This is a genomic window from Quadrisphaera setariae (assembly GCF_008041935.1).
In the GTDB taxonomy this organism is placed as follows: Bacteria; Actinomycetota; Actinomycetes; order Actinomycetales; family Quadrisphaeraceae; genus Quadrisphaera; species Quadrisphaera setariae.
Genome location: NZ_VKAC01000007.1, coordinates 219,323 through 231,923 on the forward strand (window position 1 = coordinate 219,323; position 12,601 = coordinate 231,923).

The window sequence follows — 12,601 nt, forward strand, 5'->3', positions numbered from 1 at the left end:
CCGCCGCGGTGAGGCGCCTCACGCCGGCAGCAGGCGCACGCCGTCGTCGTCCCCCTCGAGCAGCACACCGGACAGGTCGACGACGACGGCGTCGGCCCGCGCGGCGACCAGCTCCTCGACGCGGTGCGTGGAGGCCACCGCCAGCGTCGCGCAGCCCGCGGCGCGCCCGGCGGCGATGCCCGCGGGGGCGTCCTCCACCACGAGGCAGCGAGCCGGGTCGACCCCGAGCCGCTGCGCGGCGAGCAGGTAGGGGGCGGGGTCGGGCTTGCCGCGCTCGACGTCGCTGGCGGTGACGACCACGGCGGGCGCCGGCAGGCCCGTCGCCCCGATGCGCGCCACGGCCAGCGGGCGGGTGCAGGAGGTGGCGATGGCCACCCGGCCGGCGGGCAGCGCGGAGAGGGCCTCGCGGGCGCCGGGCAGGACGACGATGCCGTCGGTGTCGGCCACCTCGATGTCGTCGATGCGCTGGGTGGCGGAGGCCCACCGCTCGGGCGGCACCAGCTCCGCCACGATCTGCGCCGACGGGATGCCGTGCTTGCCCGCGAGCAGCGCCGGGTCGACGCCCTCCTCCTCGGCCCAGCGGAACCAGGACCGCACCACCACCGGGCCGGAGTCGATGAGCGTGCCGTCCATGTCGAAGAGCACGGCGTCGAAGGTCCGACCGGTCAGGGAGTCCAGGCCGAGGGGCAGGCCCTCGGGCGCGGGCAGGGGCTGGGTGTCCACGGCGGGCAGACTAGAGGGGGTGAGCACCCCCGCCGGCGGCCCCGGTCCTGGCGGCGCAGCCCGCTCGACGGCGCTCGCCGCTCCCCGCCGCGAGCGCCTGGTCGGCGTCGACGCCGCCCGCGGTCTGGCGCTGCTGGGGATGATGGGCACGCACCTGGTCTCGCGGACCACCGCCGACGGCGGCGTCAGCTGGGTGTACGAGGTGTTCAGCGGCCGCGCGTCCGCGCTGTTCGCGGTGCTCGCCGGCGTCGGCCTGGCGCTGTCGACGGGCCGCACCGACCCACCGCGGGGGCTGGAGCTGAGAGCCGCCCGCGCCGGGGTGCTGGCCCGCGCTGGAGTGGTGGGCGGCGTGGGCCTGCTGGTCGGCCTCGCACCCGGCTACATCTACGTGATCCTCGTCTACTACGGGCTGCTCTTCGCCGTGGCGGCGCTGTTCGTGGGGCTGCGCTTCCGCACCCTGGCGCTGCTGGGCGGCGCGTGGCTGCTGGTCGGCCCGGTGGTGGCGCGCCTGGTGCGGCCGCTGGTCTCCGGCCCGGGCGGGGCGCCCACCTTCGACGTCCCCTCGCCGGCCTCGCTGCTGCACCCGCTGGAGCTGCTGACCGGGCTGTTCGTCACGGGCGTCTACCCGGTGCTCACCTGGACCGGGTACCTGCTGGTGGGCATGGCCGTGGGGCGCCTGCCGCTGCAGCGGGCGGTGGTGGCGGGGTGGCTGCTGGCCACGGGCGCCGCGGCGGCCGTGGTGGCGCCGCTGGCGTCGGCGGCAGCGCTGGGCGCCGCCGGTGGCGAGCAGGTCCTCCAGGGCCAGGCGCCGCCGTCGTGGGGCGTCACCGACCTGCCGCTGGCGCTCGACACGTTCCTGCCCGGGGCCACGCCGACGACGACGTGGGCGTGGCTGCTCATCGACACCCCGCACTCCGCGACGCCTTTCGACCTCGTCGGCACCACCGGCAGCGCCCTCGCCATGCTGGGCGCTGCCCTGCTGGTGGGCCGGGCCGTGCCGTGGTCGCTCGCGCCGCTGGCGGGAGCCGGCGCCATGACGCTGACGCTGTACTCCCTGCACGTGGTGACCTCGCGCCCGACGGGCGAGGTGCTCGGCGGTGAGGCCGCGTGGCTGTTCCACGCCGCGGCCGCCGTGGTCGTCGGGCTCGCCGTGCGCGAGGCGGGCCTGCGCGGGCCGCTGGAGGCGGTGGCCGCGCGCGCCACGCGCGCCGCCCGGTCCGCCGTCCTGCGGCGGACCCCCTCCCTGTGATCATGGACTTCCCAGGCACCTTCCCACCGTGATCATGGAGGGGAGGGGTCAGGCGGTGACGGGCGGCAGGTCGGCGCTCACCACGGCCGCGCCGTCTGGGGCGAGCACCTGCACGCGGGAGGCGTCGGCGCGCAGCACCGCGGCGTTCATCGTGCAGTCGACCTCGCCGCCGGTGCCGATCAGCGTCCCCGCGACCACCGCCGTCCCGGCGTCGTCGACCACCACCACCTGGTAGGTCCGGCCGGCCTCCAGGCCGGTGAGCTCGAGGAGGGTCTCCGTGCCCCACGTGTGCGCCACCACCGACGCCGTGGCGCCCACGCCGGCGCTCGTCTGCGCGCTCACCCGCTCGACCGCCCCGAGCGTGCCGGGGGGACCGGCGACCACCGCGGCCCGAGCGCGCTCGTCCACGGCGCCGCGAACGAGCGCCCCGCCCACCCCGCCGACGGCGAGGAGCAGGCAGGCGGCCAGCGCCAGGGCTGCGGTCCGCCGCACCGGGCGGTGCTGGCGGGGCAGCTGGCGGGGCAGCCGGTGGGGCAGCTGGTCCACGACCGGCGCTGCGCGCGGCGCCGGAGCCGGCTCCGGGACCGCCGCCAGCGGAGGCGCCGGCCGCTCCTCCCAGGCCGCGGCGGGGTCCCGCAGCGGCTCCAGCTCTGCCAGCACCGCCCGCAGCTCCGCCAGCTCGGCCGCCGCGGACGCGTCCCGGGAGAGGAGCGCGTCGAGCTGGGCGCGCTCGTCGTCGTGGAGGTGACCGGTCGCCGCGGCGGCGAGCAGGGCGCGGTCAGCGTCGTCCACCGTCGTCCACTCCTCCCCGGTCGTCGGTCAGGTCGGCCCCCAGCGCGGTGCGGAGCGCCTTGAGCGCGTAGAACATCCTCGTGCGGAGCGTGGCCACCGCCACACCCGTCTCCTGTGATACGTCCGCGTAGTCGCGTCCGTTCAGATGGACTTCGACCACCACCTGGCGGTGCTCGAGGCTCAACCCCGCGAGCGCCTGCGCCAGCCGCATGCGCTCCACCACGGCGGCCGGTGCGTCACGGGGGTCCGCGACCTCCGGCACGGATCCGTCCGCGACCACGGGCGCCCGCCGCGCCCGGGCGCGGGCGGCGTCGACCACCACGTTGCGCGCGATGGCGAACAGCCACGTGCGCACCGAACCCCGGTCGGGGTCGTGGCGGTCCGCGGAGCGCCACGCGCGCAGGAACACCTCCTGCACGCAGTCCTCCGCCAGGGCCCGGTCCCGCAGGGCGCTCGCGGCGAAGGCCACGAGGGTGGCGCCGTGCTCGGCGTGCGCGGCGCGCACGTCGAAGGCGCTGCGCCCCACTCCGCTCCCCCGCCCGCTCGACCCGCCAGCTCGACCCGCCAGCCCGACCCCGGCCAGCGACCGGCCGGTGACCGGTCCGAGGCCGGTCTGCGAAAAAGTACAGATCACGGTGAACGCGGGCGATCCGGGCGTCGTAGGACCGGGTGAACCCCCTCCGGAAGACGGAGGGGCCGCTCACACGAGGAGACCCTGATGCGACTCACCCGCACCGCCACCGCCGCCGCTGCCGGAGCGCTGGTCCTGTCCGCCGTCGGCATGGGCGCCGCCCAGGCCCACGAGAGCAAGGGCAAGGGGCACGGGGGCGGCCAGAGCGTGGTCGGGCTGGCCTCCGAGGGCACGTCGCTGGTGCAGCTGAAGGTCCGCAAGGGCGTCCAGGCCGGCGCGAGCGCCAAGGTCACGGGGCTGCAGGGCGACGCGAAGCTGGTCGGCATCGACCACCGCGTGCAGGACGGCAAGCTCTACGGCGTCGGCGACAAGGGCGGCGTCTACACCCTCGACGCCGGCAACGGCGCCGCCACCAAGGTCGCCCAGCTGACCGTCGGGCTGCAGGGCACGGCCTTCGGGGTGGACTTCAACCCGGCGGCCAACGCGCTGCGCATCATCAGCGACACCGGCCAGAACCTCCGCCACCCGTTCGCGACCCCGGGCGCCCAGACGGTGGCCGACAAGACGCTGAACTCCCCCACGGCCACCCCGCCCGTGGACGGCACCAAGGGCGTCACGGCTGCGGCGTACACGAACAACGACCTCGCGGACGGCACCGGCACGGTCCTCTACGACATCTCCACCGCCAGCGACCAGCTGCTCATCCAGTCCCCGGCCAACTCCGGCGCCCTGGTGCCGGTGGGCGGCCTCGGCGTGGACGCGCAGGGCGACGCGGGCTTCGACGTCCTCTCGGAGCTGCGCGACGGCAGGTCCGTGGGCTCGAAGGCGTGGGCCTCGCTGACCGTCGGCGGCAAGCAGGGGCTGTACGAGGTCAACCTCACCAACGGCTCCGCCTCGAAGGTCGGCGACCTGCCCGCCGGCGTCACCGACATCGCGGTGCCGCTGGCCCGCTGAGCCGGGCTGTGGGCCAGGGCCTGCCAGGGCCCAGCTGACCGCGGACGTCGGGCCGGAAGAGGGGGCCGGCCCGACGTCCGCTCAGGTGGTCGAGGCCTTGTGCAGCGCGCCCGCCCGTCGCATGGCGGCGCGGGCGCGCTTGCGGTCTCCGGCGACGTCGTACGCGCACGCCAGGCGGAACCAGGAGCCGAAGTCCTCGGGGGCGGCCTCCGTCTCAGCGCGGTAGCGCTCGAAGGCGGCGTCGGCGGCGTCCCTGTCGATGCGGCCGGCCTCGTTGCGGGGCAGGTCGTCGGGGGGGAGGCGCCCCTCCCGCTCCAGCTGGTGCGCCATCTTCTCGGTGCGCACCCCGAAGGCCAGCTCGCGGGCGATGGCCCACACGACCACCACCGGCAGGATGAGCACCCCCACCCCGAGCACCGCTCCGGCTGGCGTGCCGTCGGTGATGAGCACCACGCCGCGCTGCCCCAGCAGCACCAGGTAGAGCAGCAGCAGCGCCAGCAGCAGGCCGACGACGACCTTGGTCTTCACCTCAGACCCCGAGCAGGTGCTCGAGGCCGACCGTGAGCCCCGGGCGCTGCGCCACCTCTCGCACGGCGAGCAGCAGGCCCGGCGCGTAGGCGGTCCGGTCGGTGGCCTCGTGGCGCAGCGTGAGGACCTCGCCGTGGTTGCCCAGCCAGACCTCCTGCGCGGCCATGACCCCGGCCATCCGCAGGCTGTGCACGGGGACGCCACCGACGCTGGCCCCGCGGGCGCCGTCGAGCGCCGAGGCCGTCGCGTCGGGAGCCGGGGCGGTCCCCGCCTCCTGGCGCGCCTGGGCGATCAGCTCCGCCGTGCGCACCGCGGTGCCGCTGGGGGCGTCGACCTTGGCCGGGTGGTGCGCTTCGAGCACCTCCACGGAGGTGAACCAGCGAGCGGCCTGCTGCGCGAAGCGCACCATGAGCACCGCGCCGATCGCGAAGTTGGGGACGACGACGACGCCGGTGCCCTGCGGCGCCTCGCCGAGCTGGCCGCGCAGGCGGCCCAGCGCGGCCTCGTCCCAGCCGCTGGTGCCGACCACCACGTGCACGCCGTCGGCCACGAGGGCCTCGACGACGCCCGGTGAGGCGGACGGCACGGACAGGTCCACGGCCACCTGGGCACCCGACTCCTGGGCCAGGGCCGCGGGGTCGTCGTCGCGCCCGGCACGGGCCACCAGCTCCAGGTCGGGGGCGGACCCGACGGCGTCGCACGCCATCCGGCCCATCTTCCCGCCGGCCCCCACCACCAGGACGCGCACGCTCACGGAGCGACCTCCACCGGGTCGGTCTCGAAGGGACCGACCACGGTGAGGTGGTGCGGCGCCGCCCACAGCTCGGCAGCCAGCTGCTGCACGTCGTCAGCGGTGACCGAGGCGGCGCGGGCGAGGGCGTCCTCCAGGGACAGGTACTCCCCGTGCACCAGCTCGGCCTTGCCCAGGCGCGACATCCGGGAGCCGGAGTCCTCCAGGGCGAGCACCGTCCCGCCGCTGACCTGCCCGATGGCGCGCTCCAGCTCTCCCTCGCGCAGGCCACCGGTGGCCAGCTGCTCCCACTCGCGGGCCAGCAGCTCCACCACCTGCGGCACCCGCGACGGCGTGCACCCGGCGTAGACGCCGAAGAGGCCGGCGTCGGCGTAGCCGCTGGAGAAGGAGTAGACGGAGTACGCCAGGCCGCGGCGCTCGCGCACCTCCTGGAACAGGCGGCTGCTCATGCCGCCGCCCAGGACGGCGTTGAGGACGGCGAGGACGTGCCGGCGCGGGTCGCCCGCGCGCAGCCCGGCGCCGCCGAGCACCACGTTGGCCTGCTCCGTGGGCCGGTCGACGGTGAGGACGGTGCTGCCCGGCAGGCCGTCCGCGATGCCGCGCGCCTCCCGGCCGCCGGAGGACCGGCGCGGCAGGGGCGAGCGGTCGTCCTGGGGCCACCCCGCCCCCGTCAGGGCGGCGGAGACCGAGGCGCACAGCGCGTTGTGGTCGAGACCGCCGGCGGCGGTCACCACGAGGCCGGGCGCGGTGTAGTGCTGCTGGTAGTGCTCCCACACCGCGTCGCGGGGCACGTCGAGGATGGTCTGGGCGGTGCCGCCGATGGGCCGGCCCAGCGGGGTGCCGGCGCCGAAGACCTGCTCGGTGAAGCGCTCGTGGACGACGTCGACGGGGTCGTCGTCGTTCATCGCCAGCTCCTCCAGGATCACCTGGCGCTCACCCTCGAGGTCCTCGGGGTCGAGCGCGGCGGAGGTGACCATGTCGGTGATGACGTCGACGGCCATCGGCAGGTCGGAGTCGAGCACCCGCGCGTAGTAGGTGGTGTGCTCCTTGCCGGTGGCGGCGTTGGACTCACCGCCCACGGCGTCGAACGCCGAGGCGATGTCGAGGGCGGAGCGGTTCCGGGTGCCCTTGAAGAGCAGGTGCTCGAGGAAGTGCGTGGAGCCGTGGTGGCCGTCCGCCTCGTCGCGCGACCCGACGCCCACCCAGGCGCCCAGGGTCGCCGAGCGCAGGCCGGGGACCGACTCGGTGAGCACCCGGACGCCTCCGGCCAGGACGCTGCGGCGCACGGTGGCGCCGGCGTCCTGGCCGGAGAGGGTCAGGGTGCCCTCCTGCTCCAGGGGCAGGGGGACAGCCGTCATGTCAGCGGGTCAGTCCCTCAGATCGCCGCAGCCGGCGCGTCAGCCTCGGACGCTGAGGAGGACCCCGCTGCGTCGTCGGTGACGGGAGACAGGCTGAGCTTGCCGCGCGGGTCGATCTCGGTGATCTCCACCTGGATCTTCTGGCCCACGGAGACCACGTCGTCCACGGACTCCACGCGCTTGCCGCCGGCCAGCGCGCGCATCTTGGAGATGTGCAGCAGGCCGTCCTTGCCCGGCGTCAGCGAGACGAAGGCGCCGAACGCGGTCGTCTTGACGACGGTGCCGACGTAGCGCTCCCCCACCTCGGGCATCTGCGGGTTGGCGATGGCGTTGATCGCGCTGCGCGCGGCCTCCGCCGACGGGCCGTCGACGGCGCCGATGTACACGGTGCCGTCGTCCTCGATGGAGATGTCGGCGCCCGTGTCGTCCTGGATCTGGTTGATCATCTTGCCCTTGGGGCCGATGACCTCACCGATCTTGTCGACCGGGACCTTCACGGAGATGACGCGCGGGGCGGTGTCGGCCATCTCGTCGGGGCTGTCGATGGCCTCGGCCATCACCGACAGGATGTGCAGGCGGGCCTCGCGGGCCTGGGTGAGCGCGGACGCCAGCACCGAGGCGGGGATGCCGTCGAGCTTGGTGTCGAGCTGGATGGCGGTGACGAACTCGGAGGTGCCGGCCACCTTGAAGTCCATGTCACCGAACGCGTCCTCGGCGCCCAGGATGTCGGTGAGCGCCGCGTAGCGGGTCTCACCGTCCACCTCGGCGGAGACGAGGCCCATGGCGATGCCGGCGACGGGCGCGCGCAGCGGCACACCCGCGTTGAGCAGCGACAGCGTGGACGCGCAGACCGAGCCCATCGAGGTGGAGCCGTTGGAGCTCAGCGCCTCGGAGACCTGGCGGATGGCGTACGGGAAGTCCTCGCGGCTGGGGAGCACCGGCATGAGCGCCCGCTCGGCGAGGGCGCCGTGGCCGATCTCGCGGCGCTTCGGGGAGCCGACCCGCCCGGTCTCGCCGGTGGAGAACGGCGGGAAGTTGTAGTTGTGCATGTAGCGCTTGCGCGTCACCGGCGAGAGGGTGTCGAGCTGCTGCTCCATGCGGAGCATGTTCAGCGTGGTGACGCCCAGGATCTGGGTCTCGCCGCGCTCGAACAGCGCCGAGCCGTGCACGCGGGGCAGCACGTCGACCTCGGCCGAGAGCTGGCGGATGTCGCGCAGCCCGCGCCCGTCGATGCGGGTGCCGTCACGGAGGATCGCCTGGCGCACGAGCGACTTGTTCAGCGAGCGGAAGGCGGCCGAGACCTCCTTCTCACGCCCCTCGAACTGTCCGGCGAGGGTCTCCTGGACCTTCGCCTTGGCGGCGTCGGTGGCGGCCTCGCGCTCCTGCTTGTCGGCGATGGCCAGCGCAGCGGTCAGGTCGGCGGTGCCGGCGGCCTTGACGGCCTCGAGCACGTCGTCCTGGTAGTCAAGGAAGCGCGGGAACTCCACGGCCGGCTTCTGGGCGGCGGCGGCCAGCTCGGCCTGGGCGCGGCACAGCTCGGCGATGAAGGGCTTGGCGGCCTCGAGGCCCTGCGCGACGACCTCCTCGGTCGGCGCCGGGGCGCCGCCCTTGATGGCGTCCCAGGAGGTCTCGGTGGCCTCGGCCTCGACCATCATGATCGCGACGTCGTCACCGACGACGCGGCCGGCCACGACCATGTCGAAGACGGCGCGCTCGATCTCGGAGTGGCGCGGGAAGGCGACCCACTGGCCGTCGATGAGGGCGACGCGGACGCCGCCGATCGGGCCCGAGAAGGGCAGGCCGCTCAGCTGGGTGGACGCGGAGGCGGCGTTGATGGCCAGCACGTCGTACGGGTCGTCCGGGTGCAGCGCGAGCACCGAGATGACGACCTGGACCTCGTTGCGCAGGCCGCTCACGAAGGAGGGGCGCAGCGGCCGGTCGATGAGGCGGCAGGTGAGGATCGCGTCGGTGCCGGGGCGGCCCTCGCGGCGGAAGAACGAGCCGGGGATCTTCCCCGCGGCGTACATCCGCTCCTCGACGTCGACGGTGAGCGGGAAGAAGTCGAAGCCGTCGCGCGGGTGCTTGCCGGCCGTGGTGGCGCTCAGCAGCATCGTCTCGCCGTCGAGGTAGGCGGCGACGGAGCCGGCGGCCTGCTTGGCGAGGCGGCCGGTCTCGAAGCGGACGGTGCGGGAGCCGAACGTGCCGTTGTCGAGGACGGCGGTGGCGGCTGAGATCTCGGGACCCTCCACGGGTTCCCTCTCTTTCTCTCGATGGCGGTCGGTCACACGGGCGCGAGCGGGCGCTGACCGGCCATCGATCGAAGCCGCCGGTCCGCTCCCGCCCCGGAGGGCGGGAGTTCCGGCGGCCACTGTCGAGGACCGGGCCTCGCGCGAACCACCCGGTGCTGTCAGTGGTCGTCACTGACGGGCTGGGAACTCTGGGTGCTGCTGGTGGTGCGGGAAGTGCAGCGACCCCCGGCACCGGCCGGGGGTCGCGGAGGCTCAGCGGCGGATGCCGAGGCGCTCGATGATCGAGCGGTAGCGGTTGATGTCCGTCTTGGTCAGGTACTTGAGCAGACGGCGGCGCTGGCCGACGAGCAGGAGCAGGCCACGACGGCTGTGGTGGTCGTGCGGGTGCTCCTTGAAGTGCTCGGTGAGGTCCTTGATGCGCTGCGTCAGCATCGCGATCTGGACCTCCGGGGAGCCCGTGTCGCCCTCGGCCGTGGCGTACTCGGACATGATGCGCTGCTTGGTGGCGGCGTCGAGCGGCATGGTGGTGCTCCTCGCAGAGTCTCGTTGCGCGGCGCTCCGGGGCTGGTCCACCCGGGCTCTTGGATCCGCGGCCGATCGAACGGCACCCCCATGTTACAGCCGCGAGTCCTGCACCCCCACCACGCCCTGGTGGGGGCCTGGACGCCTCAGTCCTGAGCGGGGTGGGCGGCGAGCACCTGGCGGCAGCGGACCACGTCGGCGTCCATCTGCTCGACGAGCGCGTCCACGGAGTCGAAGCGCAGCGTGGGCCGCAGCAGCTCCACCACGTCCACGCCCACGCGCTCGCCGTAGAGGTCGAGCTTCGCGGAGGCCTCGCTGCCGACCAGGGCGTGCGCCTCGAGGCGGCGCTCCAGCCCGTCGAAGGTGGGGTTGGTGCCGATGGAGATCGCCGCCGGCAGGACCCTGCCGCCGCGGGTGGCGGCCTCGGCGTCGGTGGCGCCGGCCAGGTCCAGGCGCACCAGCCACCCGGCGTACACGCCGTCACCCGGGATGAGCACGCCCACCTGGCCGAGGTTCGCGGTGGGGTAGCCCAGCTCGCGGCCGCGGTGGTCGCCGTGGACGACGACGCCCTCCACGCGGTGGGGCCTGCCCAGCTGCTCGGCCGCCCCCGCCGCGTCGCCGGCCTCGAGCAGCTCGCGCACCCAGGACGAGCTCCAGCGGCGCCCGCCGTCGTCGTCCTGCTCACCGTGGCCCTCACCGTGGCCCTCACCGTGGCCCTCGCCGTGGACGTCCTCCAGGGCGACGGTCTCGAAGCCGTGCTCGGCGCCCAGCTGGCGCAGGACGTCGAGCGAGCCCGCCCCGTTCTTCCCGAAGCGCGCGTCGCGCCCGGCGCAGACCACGTCGGCGCCGAGCGCGCCCACCATGACGTCGGCCACGAAGCGCTCCGGGGACCAGGAGGCCAGCTCCGGGGTGAAGGGGAGCACGAGGACGGCGTCGAGGCCCGTCCGCTCCAGCAGCTCCAGCTTGCGCCGCAGCGTGGTCAGCAGGGGCGGGGCCGCCTGGGGGCGCAGCACCGCCAGCGGGTGCGGCTCGAAGGTCACGGCGACGGCCTGGGCGCCGCGGGCGCGGGCGCGGGCCACCACGGCCCGCAGCACGCTCGCGTGACCGCGGTGCACGCCGTCGAAGTTGCCGAGCGCCACCACGGAGGGGCCGAAGCCCGCCGGGACCTCCTCGAGGCCTGACCACCGCTGCACGACCGACAGTCTGGACGCCGCCCCGGGCAGAGCGCCGAGGGGGGCCGCACCCGCACCCCACCGGGTGCCCGCGCGGGCGCCGCCGGGGTGCGGGTGCGACCGGTTCGGCCGATCATGGACGGATGGCAGGCATCCTCGACAAGCTCACCCGCTTCGCCCGCAGCCCGAAGGGGCAGCGCGCGATCAGCACCGCCAGCCGCAAGGCGCAGGAGTTCGCGAAGGACCCCAAGAACCGGTCGAAGATCGAGGGGCTCCGCTCGCGCCTCGGCGGCCGCGGCGGCTCGGGGGGCACCACCCCCCGCTGAGCCCCGCTCGCCCATCGCCCCGGCCCCCAGCCGGCCCTCGCTGCACCCCCGGCGCGAGCCCGCCGGGGGCGCAGCGCCGTCTCAGCGGTGCTCGCAGGCCGCGGCGAGGTCGCCGTGGTACGCGAGCACCACCGGGCCGCCGGCGCAGACCGCGCTGCGGCCCGGCTCCAGCGCTGACCGGGCCTGGCGCTCGGCGTCCGGCGCGGCCAGACCGAGCAGCGACTCCAGCGCGCCCGGCCCGACCAGCCGGTCCACGCGCGTGTCCTCGGGGTCCTGACCAGCCCCCTGGGCCGCGCGGCGGTAGGCCTCGTCGTAGCCGAGCACGGCGTCGGCCAGGCCCACGTCCACGGCGGTCTGCGCGTCGTAGAGGTAGGCGCCCAGCTGGTCCTTCACGGTGGCCTCGGGGATGCCCCGGCCCTGGGAGACCCAGGCGACGAAGGCGTCGTACTCGCGCGCCAGGCCGGCGGTCCAGACGGCGCGCTCCTCCGCGGTCATGTCGCGGTAGGGGTTGCCGAAGTCCTTGCCCTTGCCCTGCGACAGGTACTCCTGGGTGATGCCGCCCTCGGTGGTCACCCCGGGCGCCAGCAGCGAGCCGGGGATGCCCGTCACGTCGCGGTAGCGCTCGAAGGGGCCCGAGACCACGCCGATGCTGCCGACCAGGCTGCCGTGGTCGACGAGCACCTCGTCGGCGCCGGCCATGGCGTACATGCCGCCCGAGGCCGACAGGCCCTGCACGAAGGCGGTCACGGGGTGGCCGGTGCGCTTCTGGTAGCGCTCCACGGCGTCGGCGATCGCCCGGGAGCCGTGGATCGTCCCGCCGGGGGTGTTCATCTCGAGCAGGAGGCCGTCGGCGTCGTCGGGACCGAGCAGGTCGATGGTCCGCGCCACGTCGTAGCCGTAGGTCGCAGCCCCGAACGTCGAACCGTCACCGGTGCCGCCGAGGATCGTCCCCGTCACGGGCACGGCGAGCAGGCGGCCGGTGGCCGCGGGGTCTCCCCAGACCGTCTCGCTGGCCGGCTCGCCCGCGACGCCACCCGCGGACCCGGCGACCGAGGCCGCTCCTGCGACGAGGGCGACGACGAGCGCGCCTCCGGCGACCACCGCGATCCCTCCGAGCACCAGACCCGCGCCCAGGCTGGCGCCGAGCCCCAGGCCGAACCCGCGCCGGAAGCCGCCGCGGGGACGCGGGGCCCGGACCGGCGGCGGCTGCGGCGGCCCCTGCTGGAACCCCTGCTGGGGTCCCGGCGTGAAGGGGACGGTGTCGAACCGCTGCGGAGGCAGCGCCTCCGGGACGTCGCCCGACGGTCGCGGTGCGTACGGGTCGTGCGGGGGCGGGGTGCTCACGG

The 12,601-nt window shown here is 75.3% G+C and carries 13 protein-coding genes; 3 read left to right on the forward strand and 10 right to left on the reverse strand.

Translation table 11 applies throughout. From position 1 onward, the window contains the following. Positions 1–18: 18 nt before the first annotated feature. Positions 19–723 (reverse strand): HAD-IA family hydrolase, encoded by a 705-nt coding sequence (locus tag FMM08_RS13340; protein ID WP_255472369.1) that lies wholly within the window; start codon positions 721–723, stop codon positions 19–21. 19 nt (positions 724–742) lie between these two features. On the opposite strand from FMM08_RS13340, the gene FMM08_RS13345 reads away from it, so the two are divergent. Continuing rightward, complete coding sequence (locus tag FMM08_RS13345; RefSeq protein WP_187279746.1) at positions 743–1,972, forward strand: heparan-alpha-glucosaminide N-acetyltransferase domain-containing protein; 1,230 nt, start codon at positions 743–745, stop codon at positions 1,970–1,972. Positions 1,973–2,020: 48 nt separating this feature from the next. On the opposite strand, the gene FMM08_RS13350 is transcribed toward FMM08_RS13345, so the two are convergent. Both FMM08_RS13350 and FMM08_RS13355 read right to left on the reverse strand, forming a co-directional pair. After that, a complete protein-coding gene (locus FMM08_RS13350; RefSeq protein WP_147926852.1) occupies positions 2,021–2,764 on the reverse strand; it encodes a hypothetical protein in 744 nt (247 codons plus the stop codon). Continuing rightward, the gene (locus tag FMM08_RS13355; RefSeq protein WP_147926853.1) at positions 2,751–3,290 is read right to left on the reverse strand and encodes a sigma-70 family RNA polymerase sigma factor; all 540 of its coding nucleotides are present in this window, start codon (positions 3,288–3,290) and stop codon (positions 2,751–2,753) included. Before FMM08_RS13355 ends, FMM08_RS13350 begins: the two co-directional genes overlap by 14 nt. Before the next feature lie 192 nt (positions 3,291–3,482). Here FMM08_RS13355 and FMM08_RS13360 point away from each other — a divergent pair, with 192 nt between their 5' ends. Then, on the forward strand, positions 3,483–4,349 hold the full coding sequence (locus FMM08_RS13360) for a DUF4394 domain-containing protein (RefSeq protein WP_147926854.1): 867 nt from the start codon (positions 3,483–3,485) through the stop codon (positions 4,347–4,349). Positions 4,350–4,430: 81 nt separating this feature from the next. On the opposite strand, the gene FMM08_RS13365 is transcribed toward FMM08_RS13360, so the two are convergent. The 6 genes from FMM08_RS13365 to FMM08_RS13390 all read right to left on the reverse strand — a co-directional run bounded on the left by FMM08_RS13365 (position 4,431) and on the right by FMM08_RS13390 (position 10,950). Then, positions 4,431–4,877 (reverse strand): hypothetical protein, encoded by a 447-nt coding sequence (locus FMM08_RS13365; protein WP_147926855.1) that lies wholly within the window; start codon positions 4,875–4,877, stop codon positions 4,431–4,433. 1 nt (position 4,878) lies between these two features. After that, positions 4,879–5,631, reverse strand: a complete 753-nt coding sequence (dapB, locus tag FMM08_RS13370; protein ID WP_222710748.1) for a 4-hydroxy-tetrahydrodipicolinate reductase — start codon at positions 5,629–5,631, stop codon at positions 4,879–4,881. After that, entirely contained in the window at positions 5,628–6,986 is a 1,359-nt protein-coding gene (locus tag FMM08_RS13375) for a M16 family metallopeptidase (RefSeq protein ID WP_147926856.1), read from the reverse strand. The genes dapB and FMM08_RS13375 overlap by 4 nt, the downstream gene beginning before the upstream one ends. Before the next feature lie 17 nt (positions 6,987–7,003). Continuing rightward, positions 7,004–9,235 (reverse strand): polyribonucleotide nucleotidyltransferase, encoded by a 2,232-nt coding sequence (locus FMM08_RS13380; protein ID WP_147926857.1) that lies wholly within the window; start codon positions 9,233–9,235, stop codon positions 7,004–7,006. 252 nt (positions 9,236–9,487) lie between these two features. Then, positions 9,488–9,757, reverse strand: a complete 270-nt coding sequence (gene rpsO, locus FMM08_RS13385; RefSeq protein ID WP_147926858.1) for a 30S ribosomal protein S15 — start codon at positions 9,755–9,757, stop codon at positions 9,488–9,490. Positions 9,758–9,903: 146 nt separating this feature from the next. Beyond that, positions 9,904–10,950 (reverse strand): bifunctional riboflavin kinase/FAD synthetase, encoded by a 1,047-nt coding sequence (locus FMM08_RS13390; RefSeq protein ID WP_147926859.1) that lies wholly within the window; start codon positions 10,948–10,950, stop codon positions 9,904–9,906. A 122-nt stretch (positions 10,951–11,072) separates the two neighbouring features. On the opposite strand from FMM08_RS13390, the gene FMM08_RS13395 reads away from it, so the two are divergent. Beyond that, on the forward strand, positions 11,073–11,255 hold the full coding sequence (locus FMM08_RS13395; RefSeq protein ID WP_147926860.1) for a hypothetical protein: 183 nt from the start codon (positions 11,073–11,075) through the stop codon (positions 11,253–11,255). An 81-nt stretch (positions 11,256–11,336) separates the two neighbouring features. Here FMM08_RS13395 and FMM08_RS13400 read toward each other — a convergent pair whose 3' ends face one another. Next, the gene (locus tag FMM08_RS13400; RefSeq protein WP_147926861.1) at positions 11,337–12,599 is read right to left on the reverse strand and encodes a S49 family peptidase; all 1,263 of its coding nucleotides are present in this window, start codon (positions 12,597–12,599) and stop codon (positions 11,337–11,339) included. Between the last annotated feature and the right edge of the window lie 2 nt (positions 12,600–12,601).

Coding starts and splice junctions, on each gene's coding strand:
- FMM08_RS13360 (WP_147926854.1), top strand. CDS start 3,483: ATGCGACTCACCCGCACCGCCACCGCCGCCGCTGCCGGAGCGCTGGTC.
- FMM08_RS13375 (WP_147926856.1), bottom strand. CDS start 6,986: ATGACGGCTGTCCCCCTGCCCCTGGAGCAGGAGGGCACCCTGACCCTC.
- rpsO (WP_147926858.1), bottom strand. CDS start 9,757: ATGCCGCTCGACGCCGCCACCAAGCAGCGCATCATGTCCGAGTACGCC.
- FMM08_RS13395 (WP_147926860.1), top strand. CDS start 11,073: ATGGCAGGCATCCTCGACAAGCTCACCCGCTTCGCCCGCAGCCCGAAG.